General features: G+C 60.8%; 17 protein-coding genes, 1 tRNA gene and 1 pseudogene. 13 read left to right on the forward strand and 6 right to left on the reverse strand.

From position 1 onward, the window contains the following. Positions 1 to 2 precede the first annotated feature (2 nt). From GM909_RS01150 to GM909_RS01170, 5 genes are all read left to right on the forward strand, one after another. Positions 3 to 1,082: an ABC transporter ATP-binding protein gene (locus GM909_RS01150; RefSeq protein ID WP_157014349.1), complete on the forward strand. Its 1,080-nt coding sequence runs from the start codon at positions 3 to 5 to the stop codon at positions 1,080 to 1,082. Positions 1,083 to 1,154: 72 nt separating this feature from the next. Further along, positions 1,155 to 2,435 carry an extracellular solute-binding protein gene (locus GM909_RS01155; RefSeq protein ID WP_157014350.1) on the forward strand — a complete coding sequence of 427 codons (1,281 nt, stop codon included), beginning with the start codon at positions 1,155 to 1,157 and terminating at the stop codon, positions 2,433 to 2,435. Positions 2,436 to 2,499: 64 nt separating this feature from the next. Further along, entirely contained in the window at positions 2,500 to 3,384 is an 885-nt protein-coding gene (locus GM909_RS01160; RefSeq protein ID WP_235911558.1) for a carbohydrate ABC transporter permease, read from the forward strand. Beyond that, positions 3,381 to 4,211 (forward strand): carbohydrate ABC transporter permease, encoded by an 831-nt coding sequence (locus tag GM909_RS01165; RefSeq protein ID WP_157014352.1) that lies wholly within the window; start codon positions 3,381 to 3,383, stop codon positions 4,209 to 4,211. Before GM909_RS01160 ends, GM909_RS01165 begins: the two co-directional genes overlap by 4 nt. Before the next feature lie 215 nt (positions 4,212 to 4,426). Next, the gene (locus GM909_RS01170; protein ID WP_157014353.1) at positions 4,427 to 4,804 is read left to right on the forward strand and encodes a DUF3307 domain-containing protein; all 378 of its coding nucleotides are present in this window, start codon (positions 4,427 to 4,429) and stop codon (positions 4,802 to 4,804) included. Positions 4,805 to 4,809: 5 nt separating this feature from the next. Here the strand turns inward: GM909_RS01170 and GM909_RS01175 are convergent, their stop codons facing one another. The 3 genes and pseudogenes from GM909_RS01175 to GM909_RS01185 all read right to left on the reverse strand — a co-directional run. After that, complete coding sequence (locus GM909_RS01175) at positions 4,810 to 5,295, reverse strand: cyclic nucleotide-binding domain-containing protein (RefSeq protein WP_198174073.1); 486 nt, start codon at positions 5,293 to 5,295, stop codon at positions 4,810 to 4,812. Between the two features lie 16 nt (positions 5,296 to 5,311). Further along, positions 5,312 to 8,056, reverse strand: a complete 2,745-nt coding sequence (locus GM909_RS01180) for an ABC transporter transmembrane domain-containing protein (protein ID WP_157014355.1) — start codon at positions 8,054 to 8,056, stop codon at positions 5,312 to 5,314. A 202-nt stretch (positions 8,057 to 8,258) separates the two neighbouring features. Next, positions 8,259 to 8,588: pseudogene (locus GM909_RS01185) on the reverse strand (transposase domain-containing protein); the annotation flags it as partial. 186 nt (positions 8,589 to 8,774) lie between these two features. Here GM909_RS01185 and GM909_RS01190 point away from each other — a divergent pair. From GM909_RS01190 to GM909_RS01210, 5 genes are all read left to right on the forward strand, one after another. Beyond that, positions 8,775 to 9,299, forward strand: coding sequence for a hypothetical protein (locus GM909_RS01190; RefSeq protein ID WP_157014356.1), 525 nt, complete (start codon positions 8,775 to 8,777; stop codon positions 9,297 to 9,299). Positions 9,300 to 9,385: 86 nt separating this feature from the next. Then, positions 9,386 to 9,586 (forward strand): hypothetical protein, encoded by a 201-nt coding sequence (locus GM909_RS01195; protein WP_157014357.1) that lies wholly within the window; start codon positions 9,386 to 9,388, stop codon positions 9,584 to 9,586. An 84-nt stretch (positions 9,587 to 9,670) separates the two neighbouring features. After that, a complete protein-coding gene (locus tag GM909_RS01200) occupies positions 9,671 to 10,132 on the forward strand; it encodes a hypothetical protein (RefSeq protein ID WP_157014358.1) in 462 nt (153 codons plus the stop codon). 122 nt (positions 10,133 to 10,254) lie between these two features. Continuing rightward, entirely contained in the window at positions 10,255 to 11,415 is a 1,161-nt protein-coding gene (locus GM909_RS01205) for a bifunctional DNA primase/polymerase (protein WP_157014359.1), read from the forward strand. 38 nt (positions 11,416 to 11,453) lie between these two features. Beyond that, on the forward strand, positions 11,454 to 11,906 hold the full coding sequence (locus GM909_RS01210; RefSeq protein WP_157014360.1) for a nucleoside/nucleotide kinase family protein: 453 nt from the start codon (positions 11,454 to 11,456) through the stop codon (positions 11,904 to 11,906). A 349-nt stretch (positions 11,907 to 12,255) separates the two neighbouring features. Here the strand turns inward: GM909_RS01210 and GM909_RS01220 are convergent, their stop codons facing one another. From GM909_RS01220 to GM909_RS01230, 3 genes are all read right to left on the reverse strand, one after another. Continuing rightward, the gene (locus GM909_RS01220; RefSeq protein WP_157014361.1) at positions 12,256 to 12,816 is read right to left on the reverse strand and encodes a hypothetical protein; all 561 of its coding nucleotides are present in this window, start codon (positions 12,814 to 12,816) and stop codon (positions 12,256 to 12,258) included. Between the two features lie 118 nt (positions 12,817 to 12,934). After that, positions 12,935 to 14,509: a S1C family serine protease gene (locus GM909_RS01225; protein WP_198174074.1), complete on the reverse strand. Its 1,575-nt coding sequence runs from the start codon at positions 14,507 to 14,509 to the stop codon at positions 12,935 to 12,937. A gap of 589 nt (positions 14,510 to 15,098) precedes the next feature. Beyond that, positions 15,099 to 15,173: transfer RNA gene (locus tag GM909_RS01230), tRNA-Gly, on the reverse strand. A gap of 329 nt (positions 15,174 to 15,502) precedes the next feature. On the opposite strand from GM909_RS01230, the gene GM909_RS01235 reads away from it, so the two are divergent. The 3 genes from GM909_RS01235 to GM909_RS01245 all read left to right on the forward strand — a co-directional run bounded on the left by GM909_RS01235 (position 15,503) and on the right by GM909_RS01245 (position 17,828). Continuing rightward, the gene (locus GM909_RS01235; RefSeq protein ID WP_157014363.1) at positions 15,503 to 16,012 is read left to right on the forward strand and encodes a prolyl-tRNA synthetase associated domain-containing protein; all 510 of its coding nucleotides are present in this window, start codon (positions 15,503 to 15,505) and stop codon (positions 16,010 to 16,012) included. A gap of 40 nt (positions 16,013 to 16,052) precedes the next feature. Then, entirely contained in the window at positions 16,053 to 17,063 is a 1,011-nt protein-coding gene (gene trxA, locus GM909_RS01240; RefSeq protein ID WP_157014364.1) for a thioredoxin, read from the forward strand. Between the two features lie 93 nt (positions 17,064 to 17,156). Next, positions 17,157 to 17,828 (forward strand): LON peptidase substrate-binding domain-containing protein, encoded by a 672-nt coding sequence (locus GM909_RS01245; protein WP_157014365.1) that lies wholly within the window; start codon positions 17,157 to 17,159, stop codon positions 17,826 to 17,828. Positions 17,829 to 17,841: the final 13 nt, after the last annotated feature.

The raw sequence follows: 17,841 nt of genomic DNA on the forward strand, positions 1-17,841 counted from the left end.
CCATGAGCGGCGTCACGCTCCACAATGTCCGCAAGTCCTTCGGCGCCGTCGAAGTCATAAAAGACGTCTCGCTGGAGATCGGCAAGGGCGAGTTCGGCGTCTTCGTCGGCCCTTCGGGGTGCGGAAAATCCACGCTTTTGAGGATGATCGCCGGCCTCGAGGAAACCAGCAGCGGCTCGATCGGGATCGAAGAGCGCGACGTGACGCGCGTCGAGCCTGCCGAGCGCGGCGTGGCCATGGTGTTCCAGTCCTACGCGCTCTACCCGCACCTGACCGTCTTCGAGAACATGGCCTTCAGCCTGCGGCTGGCCCGGGCGGCAAAGAGCAAGGTTCAGGAAATGGTGGCCGAGGCCGCCCGTATCCTTCAGCTCGAGGATCATCTGCACAAGAAGCCCTCGCAGCTTTCCGGCGGCCAGCGCCAGCGCGTGGCGATCGGCCGGGCCATTGTCCGCCAGCCGAAAGTCTTCCTGTTCGACGAGCCCTTGTCCAATCTCGACGCCGAGTTGCGCGTCCAGATGCGGCTCGAACTCGCCCGGCTGCACAAGCGCATCGGCGCGACCATGATCTATGTGACCCACGACCAGGTCGAGGCGATGACGCTGGCCGACAAGATATTCGTCCTGCGCGACGGCGTCGTGCAGCAGGCCGGCCGGCCGATCGAGCTCTATGACGATCCCGACAACCGCTTTGTCGGCGGCTTCATTGGATCCCCCGCGATGAATTTCCTGCCCGGCCATGCGGCGGGCGCCGGCGACGGCCGGGTAGGAATTTCGCTCACAAATGCCGGCGGTGCCGCGATCGAGGCGCAACTTGCCGGCGGCCGCCCGCCGCACGGCACGGAGCTGACGGCGGGCATACGCCCCGAACATATCGAGGTGAGCGGGGAAGGCATCCCGGTCCAGGTCGAGATGGTCGAGGATCTGGGCGGCGTGTCCTATCTGCACACGCGCACGCAGGACGGCACGGAAATCGTGGTCGAGCGCCGGGGCACGCGGGACAACCTGGACGGTGCCAGCATCCATCTCGGCGCCCGTCCCGAACATGTCCTCGTTTTTGATCGAGGAGGACAGCGGCTGCGGTAGCGGAAAATCCGCCGCCGTTCATCGAGAGAAGAAGAAAGCTATCCAGGCTGGAAATCAAAAAGGGAGGATGAGATGAGACTCATGAAGACATTGCTGGCCGCGTCGGTCGCGAGCATTATCGCGCTGCCGGCCTTTGCCCAGCAGCAGGAAGTCATCTGGTGGGACTTCCTGGCAGGCGGCGACGGGGTGCGCATGAAGGCGCTGATCAACCGCTTCAATGAAGAGCATCCCGACATCAAGATCACTGGCACGACGCTCGAATGGGGCGTGCCCTATTACACCAAGGTGCGCACATCCGCCGCCGTCGGGCAGGGGCCCGATGTCATGACCTATCACCTCTCGCGCATGCCGATCGGCCGGTCGGAAGGCGTATTGAGCGAGATTACGGACGAGGATCTGGAAACCGCCGGCCTCAGCCGCGACGATTTCTTCGAGCGCGCCATCAACGCGGCATCTGATGATAACGGTGCACTTTACGCCGTGCCCTTCGACATCCATTCCATCGTTCTCTACTACAACAAGAGCTATCTCGAAGGCAGCGAGTTCCTGGACGAGAATGGCAATCTGACAGGCATCGACAGCCTGGAGGATTTCGAGCGCGCCCTGGCGCTGGCCAAGGAAAACGGCTCTGCCGCCCCCGTCTCCTACGCGACGGGCGACGATGGCGGCGTCTACCGCGTCTTCTTCACCCTGCTCAAGCAGCAGGGCGGCGACCTCATCAAGGACGGCGAGGTGCTGCCGGGCGACAGCCTCGACAAGGCCGCCAAGGCCATCGAGATCATGACCAACTGGACCGAGAAGGGCTGGCAGCCGGAGCAAGCCGAATATGAGGCTTCGGTAGCTCTGTTCACGTCAGGCAAGTCCGCCTTCCACCTGAACGGCGTTTGGGAAGTGCCAACGATGGTCGACCTCGCCGAGACCGGCAAGCTGGGCTTTGAATGGGGCGCAGTGCAGGTGCCCAAGCTGATGGACCAGCAAGCGACCTGGGCCGACAGCCACGCCTTCGCCATTCCGCAGCAGACCGGCAAGGAAATGCCGGCGGAAAAGCGCCAGGCCGTCATGACGGTGATTGGCTGGATGGAGAAGAACTCCCTATCCTGGGCGACCGCCGGCCACATCCCGGCCTACAAGCCGGTGGCCGACAGCGAGGAATTCGGTGCGATGGAGCCCAACGCCACCTATTCCAGCCTCGCCGATACCGCGGCCTACGATCCGCGCTCGGAAATCGCCGGCGTTGCGTCCCCCGTCTACGACGCGGCGATCAACATCGTCTCGCCGGCCATCCATGGCTATCTCGATCCGCAGGCTGCGGCCGAGCAGATCAAGAGCGAGTTGCAGTCCAAGCTGCGCTAGATTCCTCCCAGGCCGTCGCCAAGTCTCGACCTGGCGGCGGCCACCATGGAGAAGGTCACAACCCGTGGCAACGCACTACAACCGCCGAAAACACCTCGCGATCGCATTCAGCCTGGTCGCGCCATTCGTGTTCTTTTTCTGCCTGGTCTTTCTCTGGCCGGCCATCCGCGTGGTCGAGCTCAGCTTCACCAACGGTCCGCTGATCGGTGAGGGCGAATGGGTGGGGCTTGAAAACTATCGGCGCATTCTGACGGACAATCTGTTCTACACCTCGCTGAAGAACAACGGTTATTTCATTCTGCTGACCGTGGTTCCCACCACGGTGCTGGCACTGACGATCGCGCTTCTGGTCAACCGGCTCTCGGGCAGGCTTCAAGCGGCCATGCTGGCGCTCTTCTTCCTGCCCTATATCCTGCCCGTTTCCGTGGTGACCATGATCTGGACCTGGATGCTCGATTTCCAGTTCGGCATCCTGCAACCCGCCTTCGCCTTCTTCACCGGCAAGCCCGTTCCGGTGTTCAAAGATCCCTATTGGGTCATGCCGATGGTCGCCGTTGTCACCATCTGGTGGACGAACGGCTTCAATGTGCTCTTGTTCATCGCAGGCTTGAGAAACGTTCCGCAGGAGCTCTATGAGGCGGCAGCGCTCGACGGGGCCAACAGCCGGCAGCAGTTCCGGCGCGTCACCTGGCCGCTTCTGTGGCCCGTCACCGCGCTCGTGCTGACTCTGCAATTGATCCTGCAGCTCAAGATATTCGATCAGGTCTATCTGATGAGCGAGGGTGGGCCGTTCAACTCGTCATACGTGCTCTTGCTGATGGTCTATCGCGAGGCATTCCAGCTCAACCATGGCGGCTATGCATCGGCGATCGCGCTCGTCCTGTTCGTCGTCATCATGGTGGTCTCGGTGCTGCAGTTCCAGGTTCTGAAAGTCAGGGGCGCGCGATGAGCACGGCACGGCGCATCGAGAACTCCATCCTCACGATCCTCACGATCGTCGGCGCCGCCCTGTGGATCTTTCCGCTCTACTGGGCCTTCGTGACGTCGATCCGCAGCGAAGACCGCGTCGTCAGCGAACAGGCCGGCCTCATCCCGGACGAGTTCAACCTCGCCTCCTATATCGACGTCCTGTTCAACACCCGGCTATTGAACTGGTACATGAACTCGATCGTCACCTCGGTCATCATCACGGTGGTCGTGATCGTTTCGGGCATGATGTGCGCCTATGCGCTGTCGCAGATGCGTTTTCCCGGCCGCCGCCTTCTCTACGGCGTGGTGCTGGCGAGCTTCATGGTGCCGACCCAGGCCCTGGTTGTCACCCAGTTCATCCTCATGAACAGTCTCGGCTTCATCAACACCTGGGCCGGCATCATCCTGCCGCAGCTCATCGTCCCGGTGGTGATCATCGTCTACAAGCAGTTCTTCGATGCTGTGCCGAAGGAAATGCGCGAGGCTGTGGTTCTGGATGGCGGCGGCGAGTACACGCTGTTGTTCAAGGTCTACCTGCCGCTCAACTGGGGCATCACCACGGCTCTGGCGATCATCACCTTCATCATGGCCTGGAACCAGTTCCTTTGGCCGTTCCTGGTGGTCACGACCGAGGACATGATGACGATTCCCGTCGGCATCACGCAGGTCAACGACGCCTTCGGGGTCTTCTATGCCCGGCTGATGTCGGTGGCGCTTCTGGGCGCCATGCCGGTGGCGCTCGCCTATCTCGTCTTCCAGCGCAGGGTGACCGAGGCGGTGATGATTTCATCCGGCGTCAAAGGGTAGCCAGCCTCGAGTCCGGCACCCGAAGCGCAGTTCCCGCGCGGCGTTTCGGCGGGCCGCAACGGGCATCGCCGCGGAAATCGCGAGTACCGCATCCCTGACGCAATTGAGACACAGGTTCGGACAAAACGGGTTTGGAGGTTTTCTTGCCGTCTTGTTTGCCCTAGGTTCGGCTTGGGGCGATATAATGGGCTGGGGGGCTCGAACAAGCACAAGGCATGGCAACACTTGTACTTCTACTTCTCGCAGGGCTGCAGATAAAACACTTTGCTGCAGACTATCTGCTTCAGACGGGTTGGATGCTGGCTGGCAAATGCAGCCCGACGCATCCGGGGGGTTATGCGCATGTCGGCGTCCATGCGATCGGATCGCTGATCGTCCTGGTGCTCGTGGGCGTGCCGATCACACTGACGGCGGTCCTGGTCGTGGCCGAGGCCATTGTGCATTACCTGACCGACCTGACGAAGGCGCGCTGGTCGAAAACGCACCAGTCGGATATGCAGTCACGAGCCTTCTGGGCGGCAATGGGGGCCGACCAGATGGTGCACCAGCTCACCTACGTGGTGATGGTGTTCGTCGTTCTCTATGCGCGCTGAAACCGTCAGGCACTGCCCGACGCGTCATTATGGACGGAATGACCTTCGGCGCGCGCGGCGACCAGGTCGCTCGTCGTATCGACGAGGCGCAGCGCCAGGACGCGGATGATCTGCAGCGCCATCGCCGGCGAGCTGCGGATGAGATCGATGAAATGCTCTTGCGGAATGCGCAGAACCATCAGATGGCCGCTGGCGCGCATGGTGGCTGTGCGCGGGACGTTGCAGAAGGCCGATATCTCGCCGAACAGCGAATAGCGCGGCAGATGCGCGATGGTGATGGCTTCGCCGCCCGTTTCGTCGACGACATCGGCTGCCCCGTCGAGAATGAAGAACGTGTCGTTCTCCGCCTCGCCCTTGCGAAAGATGAGGTCCCCGTCCTCAAAGGCCAATTTCTCCGACGCATAGGCCAGCAGTTTCAGCCGCCCGCTGTCGATCGACGAGAAAAACGGCACCGTACGCAGCAGCGCCACCTCGTCATTGAGCGATGTCATTTTGCTCCCCAACACCTTACTCCCGTACTTCGGCGACCGTGCCCGGCTCGCGCGGCTTCTCCAACATTTCGGCATCGGCCCGGCCAAGCACCGCGGATGGTGCGCCATCTTCGATCAGACGCCCATCCTCAAACAATACCACTCTTTCAAACAAAGCTGCATGGGCGGGGTCAACGGGCGCGCAAATAATGCCCGGACGATCATCCGACTGGCTGCGCGCACCGTCCAGCACCCCCTCCAGGAGCGCCTTCTGATCGCCCGACGGGAAGGCTCCGAGCGCGTGATTGAGAATGAGGATGTCGGGCTTCTTCATCAGTGCGCGCGCCAGCCGCATCTTCTGGCGCTGGCCGTCCGTCAGCCCCTTGCCGCCGGTTCCCACCTCGAAATCGAGGCCGGCCGCAAAGACCGCGCGCCACAGATCAAGCTCCTTGAGCACCTCGCGCACGGCGCTGGTGATGCGCGCGCGCCCGCCGACGAGATTGGTCGCGACGCGGCCGAACAGGATGTTTTCAGCGATCGTCAGAGACGGGCTGTAAGTCGCCTCGTCGTAGAAGGCGACGGGCGGCGGCGTCACGCTTTCGAGATGGCGGTGCAGCCCCCGTCGCAATTCCAGGACCGCCTCCTGCAAAGGCTCGCTCATCAGGCCGAAACGATCGCGCGGCTCGACATAGTTCATGGCCAGCGCGATCAGTTCGTCCTCGTCCTCTCTCTCGATCGCCCCGTCCGCTTCCCGGTCGATGCGCGCGAGCATCTGGCGTATCTGGTCGATGCGCTCCGGCGTCAGACCGGTCACGGTCTCGAACAGCGCGCTGTCGGAATCGCTGCCGAACATCTCGGTGAAGGTCCGGGCGACCTCGAGGCCGAGCTCGATAAGAAGGGCGCGCGCCCGCGATGCCGCGAGCAGGTCCGCAACCGCTGGATTGTGGGCCAGGTTCTGAGGGTCGAACGCCGGGTCGAGCGGCATGCCGAAGAGGATGTTTTCGGCGACCGTCGATTGCATATGGTAGCGATGGCTGTCGAACGGCTCGACATAAGCCTCCAATCCCGAAGCGGCGAAATGTGCCCTGAGCCGTTCGCGCGCCTCGACGATGTGCGACGTGATCGCGCCGGTCTCGTCGTGAAGGGGGCTGTTGATTCCAAGCACGCAGATGTCTTCATAGAGCCCCGCACAGCGCGCCACGGCCTCGATGTGGTCGATCAGGTCTTCCTCGAAAGCCGCGCCAACGCGCTCATAATCTGTCCAGTCGGCGAGGAAATCGAATGTCGGGTTGCCGGCACGGCGCGCTTCCGCTTCGCGGGCCGTCTTGCTGCCGCGATCGGGCTCGGCCGCCGACTCCCGCATGGGCCGGTTCTTCAAGACCTCGACGAAAAGGTCGCGCACCTTGCCGCTGGGCAGGAAGGTGTTGCTGTCGGCATAGCCGACGACGCGGCCGGTGAGCGATTCCGGCAGCCCGCGGAGATCGGCGCCGTCGACCTGGATGCGCCCGCTCGTCGGATCGACGAGACGCGCCAGGCCCTGCAGCAGGAGGACGCCGCTTTCCGTCGGCTTGGCGACGAGCGCCACGGTCTCGCCGCGCTTCAATTGCATCGATACGCCCTCCAGGAGCGGCTGCGCGCCGTCCACGCGGATGCCCAGTTGCCGTGCCTCGTAGCCCGTCTCGATGCGGCCGGGACGGTCCTCGGACTGCAGACTGGCCGGTTCGAGGTCGTCGCGCAGGAACCCCTCGATGGCATGGATATAGCGCACCTGCGCCATCTGCCGTTGCTGATCCCAGTTGATCAGCCCGCTGATCGGACCGGGCAGGTCCTTGTAGGCGGCGATCGATGCCACCAGCGCGCCGATATCGAGCTGGCCGACGATCACGAAGTAGCCGCCGATCAGGTAGAACAGGATGGCCAGCGACTGCATCAGCAGATTGTTGATGAATTTGACCAGGTACTTTCGTTTGAACAGCTCCAGGCGGATGAAGAAGATATCGCCCAGCCGGTGGGTCAGGTCGGCGCGCGCATAGTTGGACGTGTCGTTGAGATGGACGTCGTCGATGCCCTGCAGGATCTCGCCGATGCGCCCGGCCATGGTGCGGGCGGTGATCTGGCGCTCCTTGCCGAGCTCGATCAGGCGCCGGCGCAGCATCGGGATGATGACGAACTGCACGGTGACGATCACCATCGTCAGGAGGCCGAACCAGATATTCTGCAGGAACAGAAAGGTCAGGCCGGTGATGGCCTGGCCGCTTAGAAACAGGGGGCCGGAATAGGATTCGCCGATGAAGTCGGCCAGCGGCTCGACCTCGTCCTTGATGATCCCGGCAACCTCGGCCGACTTGACCTGGCGCGCCTCGGCGACGGGAAAGCGCAGCACCCGGTCGAGCATCTCATAGCGCATGCGCCGCAGGACGCGCTCGCTGGTCTTTCCCTTGAAGGTATTGATGTAGAGCTTGAACCAGCCGTTGAGGATGATCAGCACGAGCAGCGTGGCGCACAGGGCGAGGAGCAAGGGCAGCCTGGACAATTCGAAGCCCTGGAACAGAACCAGCGGTTGGCCGACGATGCGTTCGGCGAAAGGGAGCGTGACTTCAAAGTACCGCCCGGTGCCGCCGCCGACCTGCGAGGGATCGCCCTGGATGGGGCCGTTGATGATCCGCTTGGGCAGTTCCAGCGAGAAGAAATAGAACGGCATCGAGACCAGGATGACCACCGCCATCCAGATCTGGTAAGGTTTGGTATTGGCCCAGATATATTTGAGAAAATTTCTTTGCATGGCTCTGCGAGATTGCGGCGCGCCGCGTGGCCTCGCCACAAGCTAATTGTTTGGCGTCCATTCGTCCATCAAGCACGTCGCCTTCGCAAGGCGCGGCGCGTGGCAACTGCCAATCTGGGCAGGCGGCGCAGGAGCGGGTACTGCCGAAATGGGTGGCGCGAGGGGAGAAAGGACGTAAGCGACGTCTGCGGCCCACAGGATTTCAGCTTGACGGCGTGAAGTTCCATGGCAGGAGCTCGTCGATCCGGCTTTTCGGATGGCCGTCGGCGATGGCCTCGAGGGTCGCCTTGAGATAGGCGAAGGGCTCGACACTGTTGATTTTCGCGGTCTCGATGAGCGATGCGATGCGGCCCCAGGTGCGGCCGCCCTCGTCATGGCCGGCGAACAATGCATTTTTCCTGTTCAAGGCAATTGGCCGGATCAAATTCTCGACACTGTTGCTATCGATCTCGACACGGCCGTCGTGGAGGAAGGTCTGCAAACCGTCCCAGTGACGATGGATGTAGGCAAGCTTCTCGCCGAGACGGGACTTGGTGGAGCCATGTACAACGACGACGTGATGCGCGTTCCCGCGAACGAAACCGAGATGTGGGATGTACTGCGGGAACAGTTCGAATATGCCAGGCATGTGCTCTGTGACCTGCCCGTTGAAAGCCGGGAGGAGGCGCTTGCGCACGAACACCACCGACGGCAAGATGGGGCGGTTTCACGGGCGGGCATGGCGGTTATCCGTTACCGCGACACCGGCGGCGAACTCGACCAGCGCGACCACTACCTCGAAATGGGCCGCGAACTCCTCCCGTATATTCACCAGGAGCTTGATGAAAAGAAGCTGACGCCGGAATACGTGCAGCAGTGGGGAAAGATCATGTTCTGCCACGGCTATGTCGCTTCCTATGTCTTGGACGACACGGACGACCTTTCTCATAAACGCGCGGGCCAGAAGACAGGAAAATTGCGATCCAAGGACCCGCAGCGGAAATGGATTGCAAACATCATGATTCCGCTGATCGACGCCGGATTGACCCGTGATCAAGCCGAACTGCGAGTTGTCGAACACATCGAGGCCGCCTTGCAGTCGACAGAGCTCCAGGGTGGCTTTCCGGAAGACTGGTTCAAGTCGATTATCACCCACGGCGACCTGGCTGCGACGTATGACTTCAAGCATTTCTCGGCCAAGGCAATGCGGCAGTTCGTACGTGAGCCGATAGACGACATCCCGCCGATTCCCGAAATCCCATAAAGCTGCTTCGGGTGTGTTCGGAAAGTTCACGCTAAGGCAAACCTGTCTCCACCAGACCGCAATGGCCTGAGAAAGGAGATAGAGCAATGAATACCGACACATCACCACCGCTGTTCGATGACCTCGATCAGCTTCGCACCTATAGGGACGCCGCCGCCGCGCTGCGCATTCCGTACTTCAAGATTCAGCGCGCGGCACGGGCCGGGATCATCCCGACCTTTTCGATCTTGAACAGCCGCAAGTATGTGAAGCTGCGCGACATCCTCGAACTGTTGTCCGCCGCGTAACCCGAACTCAAACTCAAATTCGGCGCCGACCAGCCGTGCCTTGGCACGGAACGAGATCGGTTTGCCAATAGAAAGGAATAAGCGATGTATTTTAAGATCTGGGGATACGAATTCGACCATCTCCCCGAAGGTTATATTGGAGCGTTGACCACCGAGTTGACCCTGCTCGAAATGGAGAAACGCGGCTGTCTGCAGATTGCCGATGACGGTCGCGTTCGAGGTACAACCGTCGGGCTATATCCGGTGATGTTCTCACTACAGATCGCTGGCGACATCCTTGCGGCAGTCAGGGTCGAGAGGAGCGATACTGATGTCCTTCTTGGTCGTGTCAACTTCTTTGATGTCCGCGACCTGACTTGGCGAAATGACAATTCTACTTTCGATTGCCACAGGCCCCTCGCACAGGTTGAATTTCTGATCTCCGAGGATTTCCAGTGGAGCACGGAGAATCTCCTCCTCAGTAGTGACATATTCGTGAAAGAAGAGGCCTCAGAACGCCTCCTGCGAAACCTCATCGTCGCGACCGGTGCCGACTCTGCGGCCTGATAGAGTTCGGCACTAACTTTGCGCGGCCCGAGTTTGGGCCGTGCTCCTTCTTCCACAAATTCGAGCTGATCAGCTGCGCCTCGGCGCAGAACGGGATCGGCTGCCAAAATTCGAGGCAACTCATGTCCAAAATCGAATCCGCTCCTGATAGCGAAAGCATTTTTGCACATCACGACGCACTTTATGAAAAAATCGGGCTGGCCGGCACGCCCGTAGACCTTGGCGGCAAGAAACCGCTGATTCCTGGCTGGACGAAGCATAGGACGCTGAAGACTGCCGAGCGTCAACAGCTTCGACAAAAGCACCCAAACGCTAGCATCGGGCTATTGGCCGGAACCACGCTATTGAATGACAATCTGTTCGGCTTCCTTGATGGCGATCATCCGGGCTTCACCAAGTTTTTCTGCCGGCTGATCGATCCGGTGTCGGGCAAAATCGGCCAGAAGGGTATCACCATCTTTTGCCAGTTTGCGGCCGAAACCAAGAGCAAGAAGGTCCGCCAGAAAGGGGCGAAGGCTCCAATAGCGGAGTTGATGGTGTCGTCGGGAATGACGGTGATTCCGCCGTCCCCGCATCCGTCCGGCGTGCGATACCGCTGGCACGGCAAGCCCCTTCACGAAGTCGACCTATGCGCCCTGCCGATGCTGGATGAATTGCGTATCGAGTTTTTGTCTAAGGTCTGCTCGAACCCATCCGCCCTTGCCATGGCGGAAGGCGGCCCCGACCTGAAGGCGCACGACCTGATGTTGGCGTTGACTTCGTCCGGCATCGCCCTGCTCGACCTCGATCTGGAATGGATGGCGCATTGCCTGAACGGCCTCCTGCCGCTCGGCTATCGCGGAAACACCGCCGACGAAACGCTCGGAATGCTCAAGAGCGCACGGGAAAAGAACCTCGGGCAGAGTAGAGCATCTCACGGGGATTACGAGCCTGGTGAATTGGGGCCGATACCCTTGGGCTATCTGCCGGACGGGCGGTTCGTATTCTTCGAGCAGACTCGACACCTGGTCATTGTTGAAACCACTGCCAGACTGCTTTCCGCAGGCGCTTTGCTCAATCTTGCGCCTGTTGAATTCTGGGTGCGGAATTTCCCCACCAAAGACGGCATCGACGTTAAGGGGGCGGCCGTTACCTTGATCTCTGCTGGCCGCGCCAAAGGAGGTTTCGATGAAGGCAGCGTTCGCGGTCGGGGCGTTATATCGAGAACGGGCAGGTCGTTCGCAACTTTGGCGGCGAGATCCCGAGTAGCGCCAGCTACGCTTATATCTGCCCCATTCCGTTAAAGATCGACCCGGATGGCAAGCGGGTGGACCCGGCCGCCATGTTGAAGTTCCTCCAGTTATTCAACTTCGCGTCGCCCAGCGCCGCGTTCCTCCTGTTCGGCTGGTTGGCGTCTGCCGTGATTTGCGGTGCGCTCGAATGGCGGACCCACGTCTTTATCACGGGTGCCAAGAACACCGGCAAGACGACGCTCGTGAATGCCATGTACAATCTACTCGAAAAGATCGTCGTTGCACTCGACGGCCAAAGCACCGAGGCAGGCATCCGCCAGAAGCTCGGTCCCGACAGTCGGCCCGTCATGCTCGATGAGTTCGAGAGCGACCAGAACCTCACCAGAATGCGGGCCGTTATCAAGCTGATCCGCAGTTCGTCGTCGGGCAATCTCGCGATTGCGCGCGGCACGCCAGAGGGGAAGGCGCTGGAGTTCACCATCCGCGCGAGCTTCCTGCTGGCCGCGATCAACGCAATGGCGGTGACGGCCGCCGACCGTTAGCGCATCGGCGAGCACTCGCCATTCCTGATGGTTCTGGAGTAGCATGAATAAAAGCCGCTCGCCCGACGTGGTCGCCACCCACGGATCATCGTCCCCAAGCAATTCCATCATCGTTCGACACCGCCCTTGTTAACGGCAAGTTATGTGGATGTGATACAACAGTCATCCCATCCTTTCGCTGTCATCCAAATCCAATCCACACCGCTTGCGTCCGTACAGTTGCGGGGTCGTCGTCCATCATCTTCCCCATCTCGCGCATCACCATCAGCCCTTGCGCAGCGGGTTGATGATCTCGACGTCGGTGAAGTCCTTTTCATTGTCCGTGACGACGACGCAGCCGTTACGCCAGTCACTCAATACGATAGTCGACCGAATGCGAATTGACCCTGATGACCCGCAGAGTTTTTCCCTCGACCTTGAGCGTCTGACCGCTGGAAAGATTAATCCGAATCGGCCGTTCGGCTGTCACATATTCAGTAGAGCCCCGCGCAGGGATGTATTGGTATGAGGTCGAGGTCGCCGTACCTGAAATCGGGGTAGTACCAACCGTGCCGCTGATTGATGTGCTGGAGTAATTGGGCAGTATGAGTGGTGTCTCGCTCATTGTCGTCGCATTGCTCTCGACGTGAACATCAGTCCGTACAAAAACGGCCTGCTGCCCCTGCGTTCCAAGGTAGCGCACCTTCGTGCCGCCGGCGTTGGTGGTCCGGCCAAATAGATCCGCACGACCCACGATGTTGGGTAGCGATCGCCGCGACTGGAAACTCAGAACCGTGTCGCCCGGTCCGGCAGACAGCACCTGCCCCGTCGTTGGTGTAACGAGCGCCGTCTTCGTTTCGACTTGAGCGCAAGCTACGATGAGCGCCAACGGAAGAAGTGCGGAAGCTTGTTGAATAATTCGATTGGACACGAAGTAATCCCCCTGAAATCAACCCAGCTTCTTCCGAAAAATCACGCCGGGATTTCGCTATCAATTTTGTCCAACCGCTCCGTCGGCCAACAAACTGGCCATCAGAATACGCAGCGCTTCATTCACATCGTATGGCCACGGACATGCTCGTGACAAAATCTGCCAAGTCCGGCGGTTCCATTCGCTTCTGAGCGATCACCCCATCCGCAATTGCCACGTCGACACGGTTCGCAAGAAGAAAAGACACTGCGGTAGAACCGCGAATAGCGAAATTCACATTTTGCACAATGTCGCCCGTAGCTACCATCGCGGCGAATGCGTTGAACTTTCCGGTCACGATACCGGCGACGTTTCCATAGTAGTCGACCAACGGGCCGCCGCTATTCCCCGGCTGAACCGGCGCAGACGTCTGTAGGTAGCGGGAATCGTCACGTAGCCCGCTTAAGGCGGTGACGCTTCCTAGAGTAAAGTTCCCCCCGCTGGAAAGGATGGATGAGAGCGGATAACCAAAGGCGGCGACCGGCTCGCCCAATCGCACCTTCACGTTGAAGTGCGCAAATTGGTCAACCTGCTTCTCGACCTTTAGCAGCGCGAGGTCGTTCGTTTTATCTCGTGCTACGATAGCGGCGGGTAACGATGGCGATCGGCCATGAAGTACAAGCGGGTTTCGGCATCCATCGATGACGTGGAAGTTTGTGATGATTTCTCCGTCCGCGGTTACAAAGAAGCCAGTTCCAGATGATGATGCTTGTGGCTCATCATCACTTTGCTGTCGTTCCGAGGGGCCTTCTATTCCCGAATCGGGCGTTTTGGCGGCCGCGACTACGCCCCCTTTCGTAGCGCCCGGAAGATATCCCCGCTCCTGAAGATGGGCTCTCAGCGCCACAGGAAAGGTGGCGTTAATCTTGGCACTGTCGGGACAATCAGAGAACTTGAGGGGTTGGCTGCATACCTGCATTTGCCAGTCGCTCGCACGATCGAATGAGGCCATCATCTTTGGCCAGGCATCGTCGAATTCCCCCACAAGGGCCTTAGTGGCCACCCACGCCGCGAGGAAACCGTTCGAATTCCACAATGACGTGTTTTGCTGAGCAAGATGCTCCATCCCCGCGAGTTCCCGCCGGTAATAGGTGGTAAAGCTGGAGTTGTGACTCTGATCCGAAAGCGCCCCATCGCGTAGTTGCTCGATAACTGTTGGCGCCCAAGAATTTGCATAGGGCGCGAAAGCATATAGGAAGCTGTTGTCAGAGCTGATTAACTCCATGCTTCCGTCAGAATCAATGTCATTGAATGTATAGCCCCCGCCATCAAGTGTGGAAGCTTCTGTCCTGACCCAATGGTTACCTTCCGGGCTGAAAATCTCGGTTACGGTGCAACAGTGAGCGCCGCCCCAGAAGGCCGAAAAGATAATCTCTGGTACGCTTGATGCTGGATCGAGGTGAACTGCCATTACAGAAGACTGGCCGTTGCTGGTGGAGACGGCCGACATGACAGAGGAGAAGGCGACCTGCCCGTTCTTCGTGCCCATTATCCGTGGCGAATACATATCTGAGTCGGCAGGAACCGTGTCTATTGTCACTTGCAGGCCTGAGGTCTCGAAGCGCGCCGCGCTCGAAGAATTTGCCTGCCAATTAGGAAAGACCACTCGCACTGGTTGCCAAAGCGTCTCCAGGAAATCAGCACCGTTGGACATGAACAGGTCCCTCGGTAGCCCTCCTTCAGCGAGAAGGCCTTTCTTGGCGGCCTTTATCCCATTAGGCACAGGGACAGGACCAGCAACTACGGCAAGCCAGCCATTTGATGACCTGACTACCCGGACATCATCAAAACGCCATTGGTATACCGACGCGATGCCGATCGCATCGTCAAGACTTTTGCTACTGGCGAGTACCACCCAACGCGCAGCGGCTCCACTAGGCACTTCCGCAAAAGCACCCACCGTAGTGAAGCAAAAGCATACGATAGCCGATAGTAGTCGAAACCTGAACATCTAACGCTCCCCAAGCTCAAGATGATGAGCCAGCCAAGGTATCAGCGTCAATGACGTTGGCGAGTTGGTGTGAAGCTTGGGAGCGAAGAGTGCCCGTTTTGGGCATTTACCTTCGCATTCTTCTGAATCGTTGCGTACCCCAGCAACGCCGCGATTTCACGCCGCGGGGCTTCCGCGAACTCGTAACCACGCCGTAACCGCGGCCCCTGAACGGCACACCGGTACCGCCCGTCTCACAGGCGCGAAAACACGAAAAGCCGCGGAGTTCCGCGGCTTTCGAAGAATTGGAAACTGGAGCGGGCGATGGGATTCGAACCCACGACCCCAACCTTGGCAAGGTTGTGCTCTACCCCTGAGCTACACCCGCTCGCGCGGCGCATGCGCCGCAAGCCGCGCCTATATGGCGGATGCCGAGACAGAATGCAACAGCAAATTTCGCCTACACGCATGCCCCTTTGGCATGAGCCCAAGCGGCGTCCATCGCCGGCATTTTCACCCATCGCAGCACCGCGTCCCGCCGTTGGGGTGTTTCGTCCCGGCCGGCATTTCACTCGTTCGATTCATCACTTCACGGGATCGGTGAACCGATCTAACCTTTTGATTTGACGCCATTCCGGATGGAGAACCGGGTTTCACTTCTCATGGAATTGCTCTAAACACCAGCCTGGTTGACGGGCGCGCCCATGGGAGCATTGCATGGCACGAAGCGAGCAGGAACTGATCACCTTTCTCGACGAATTGGGCATCGCCCACGAGACCGTGCGCCATCCGCCCCTGTTCACCGTCGAACAATCACAGGCGCTGCGCGGCCAGATTCCCGGCTCGCACACGAAAAACCTGTTCCTGAAGGACAAGAAGGGGCAATACTTCCTGCTCACCCTGGCCGAGGACGCGCAGGTGGATCTGAAATCGCTGCATCAGCTCATCGGCGCGTCCGGGCGTGTGTCGTTCGGCAAGCCGGAGGCGCTGATGCACCTGCTCGGCGTCGCGCCGGGCGCGGTGACGGCGCTCGGCCTGATCAACGATACCGAGGGCGCGGTCACCATGCTATTCGACGCAGACCTGATGGAGCACGAGACGATCAATTGCCATCCCCTGACCAACGAGGCTACGACGTCGTTGTCGCGCGAAGATCTGTTGCGCTTCGTCAATGCGACCGGTCACAAGCCCCATATCTTGAAAGTAACGGGTCAATCGCCACATTGACCGCACATTGTCGAACGGGAATGCGAGCAAGGCAGGCGGAATGAAAGACAATCCATATGCAGGGCCATTTGCAGGCCCTTCAGGCGGCTACACGACGACCACGACATTCGGCGGCGAGCAGGCCGGCGGCGAGCAGGCCGACGGCGAGCAGGCCGGCGCCACGGGGGAAAGCGTGGCCGCGCAGGGTCAGCCGGTCAAGGACACCACCACGGCCGACTTTGCCGCCGACGTGATCGAGGCATCGCGCAATCAAGCGGTTCTCGTCGATTTCTGGGCGCCGTGGTGCGGGCCGTGCAAGCAGCTCACTCCCATCCTGGAGCGGCTGGTGGCCGAGGCCAACGGCGCGGTGCAGCTGGTCAAGATGAATATTGACGAGCATCCCGCCATCGCCGGCCAGCTCGGCATCCAGTCGATACCCGCGGTCATCGCCTTCAAGGACGGCCAGCCCGTCGACGGTTTCATGGGTGCGCAGCCCGAAAGCCAGGTGCGCGACTTCATCAAGCGTCTCGGCGGCCCGGCGGCCGATCCCGTGACCGAGGCCCTGGAACAGGCCGCCGCGGTACGCCAGGACGGCGATGAGGCAACCGCCGCGCGCATCTATTCCGCCGTGCTCGCCCAGGCGCCCGACAATGCCGCGGCCGCGGCGGGCCTCGCCTCGATCCATCTCGACCGCGGCGACATCGAGACCGCGCGCCAGATCGTCGACACGATCGCCGCCGACGAGGCGGGCAATGCCGCGCTCGACAGCGTGCGGGCGCGCATCGCGCTCGAAGACGAGGCTGCCAAGCTCGGCGACGCGGGCGCCCTGCGCGAGAGGCTGGAAGCGGATCCGAAAGATCACGCGGCACGCTTCGACCTGGCGCTGATCCACAACGCCAGGGGCGAGCGCATGGATGCGGCCGATGCGCTGCTGGAGATCGTGCGCTCCGACAGGGACTGGCGCGAGGACGGCGCGCGCATGCAGCTGTTGAAGTTCTTCGACGCCTGGGGCCCAACCGACCAGGCGACGCTCGCGGCACGGCGCAAGCTTTCCTCGCTGCTGTTTTCGTGATCCGATGGCGGCGGGACAGGGCGAACCGCATATTGGCGCGATCGAGCCAGTGCCAGTCGCCCGCAAGGAGGCGTTTCAGGGGAGCTTGCATTGATGCAGGCCGGCAATTCGCATTACCGCTCGGCCGCCGACCTACCGGCGGTCATTCCGGTCTTTCCGCTTTCTGCCGCCCTGCTTCTGCCGGGCGGACGCCTGCCGCTCAACATATTCGAGCCGCGCTATCTGCAGATGGTGGACCACGTGCTGACGGGCGGCCGGCTGATCGGCATGATCCAGCCTAGGCTCGACGGCGCGCAGAAGCCGAACGGCGAGCCGATGCTGTGCGAGGTCGGCTGCCTGGGTCGCCTGACATCGCTGGCGGAGACCGGCGACGGGCGCTATCTGGTCGCGCTGCAGGGCGTTTGCCGCTTCCGGCTGATCGAAGAGGCGCAGGTCAAGACGCCGTTCCGGCAATGTCGCGTCGCGCCTTTCATCACGGATCTCGACGAGGAGGGAGATGGCTCGCAGATCGACCGGCCGGCACTGCTCAAGGCCTTTCGAGCCTATCTGGAAGCCAACGACATGGAGGCCGACTGGAACAATATCCGTCGCGCCGAGAATGCAACGCTGGTCAACGCTCTGTCGATGATGTCGCCCTACGGGCCGAGTGAGAAGCAGGCGCTGCTGGAGGCGCCCGACCTGAAGTCGCGCGCGGAGACCTTGATCGCCATCACCGAAATCCTGCTCGCCCGGCGCAGCAACGAACCCGGTCCCGGCCTGCAATGACCAGGAAGAGACG

Source organism: Mesorhizobium xinjiangense, from assembly GCF_009749525.1.
GTDB classification, from domain to species: domain Bacteria; phylum Pseudomonadota; class Alphaproteobacteria; order Rhizobiales; family Rhizobiaceae; genus Mangrovimarina; species Mangrovimarina xinjiangensis.

Bases quoted from the DNA above. Each gene is read 5' to 3' on its own strand.
- GM909_RS01150 (WP_157014349.1), top strand. From the start codon at position 3: ATGAGCGGCGTCACGCTCCACAATGTCCGCAAGTCCTTCGGCGCCGTC.
- GM909_RS01155 (WP_157014350.1), top strand. From the start codon at position 1,155: ATGAGACTCATGAAGACATTGCTGGCCGCGTCGGTCGCGAGCATTATC.
- GM909_RS01165 (WP_157014352.1), top strand. From the start codon at position 3,381: ATGAGCACGGCACGGCGCATCGAGAACTCCATCCTCACGATCCTCACG.
- GM909_RS01170 (WP_157014353.1), top strand. From the start codon at position 4,427: ATGGCAACACTTGTACTTCTACTTCTCGCAGGGCTGCAGATAAAACAC.
- GM909_RS01175 (WP_198174073.1), bottom strand. From the start codon at position 5,295: ATGACATCGCTCAATGACGAGGTGGCGCTGCTGCGTACGGTGCCGTTT.
- GM909_RS01180 (WP_157014355.1), bottom strand. From the start codon at position 8,056: ATGCAAAGAAATTTTCTCAAATATATCTGGGCCAATACCAAACCTTAC.
- GM909_RS01190 (WP_157014356.1), top strand. From the start codon at position 8,775: ATGGCGGTTATCCGTTACCGCGACACCGGCGGCGAACTCGACCAGCGC.
- GM909_RS01195 (WP_157014357.1), top strand. From the start codon at position 9,386: ATGAATACCGACACATCACCACCGCTGTTCGATGACCTCGATCAGCTT.
- GM909_RS01200 (WP_157014358.1), top strand. From the start codon at position 9,671: ATGTATTTTAAGATCTGGGGATACGAATTCGACCATCTCCCCGAAGGT.
- GM909_RS01205 (WP_157014359.1), top strand. From the start codon at position 10,255: ATGTCCAAAATCGAATCCGCTCCTGATAGCGAAAGCATTTTTGCACAT.
- GM909_RS01210 (WP_157014360.1), top strand. From the start codon at position 11,454: ATGTTGAAGTTCCTCCAGTTATTCAACTTCGCGTCGCCCAGCGCCGCG.
- GM909_RS01225 (WP_198174074.1), bottom strand. From the start codon at position 14,509: ATGTCCAACGGTGCTGATTTCCTGGAGACGCTTTGGCAACCAGTGCGA.
- GM909_RS01235 (WP_157014363.1), top strand. From the start codon at position 15,503: ATGGCACGAAGCGAGCAGGAACTGATCACCTTTCTCGACGAATTGGGC.
- trxA (WP_157014364.1), top strand. From the start codon at position 16,053: ATGAAAGACAATCCATATGCAGGGCCATTTGCAGGCCCTTCAGGCGGC.
- GM909_RS01245 (WP_157014365.1), top strand. From the start codon at position 17,157: ATGCAGGCCGGCAATTCGCATTACCGCTCGGCCGCCGACCTACCGGCG.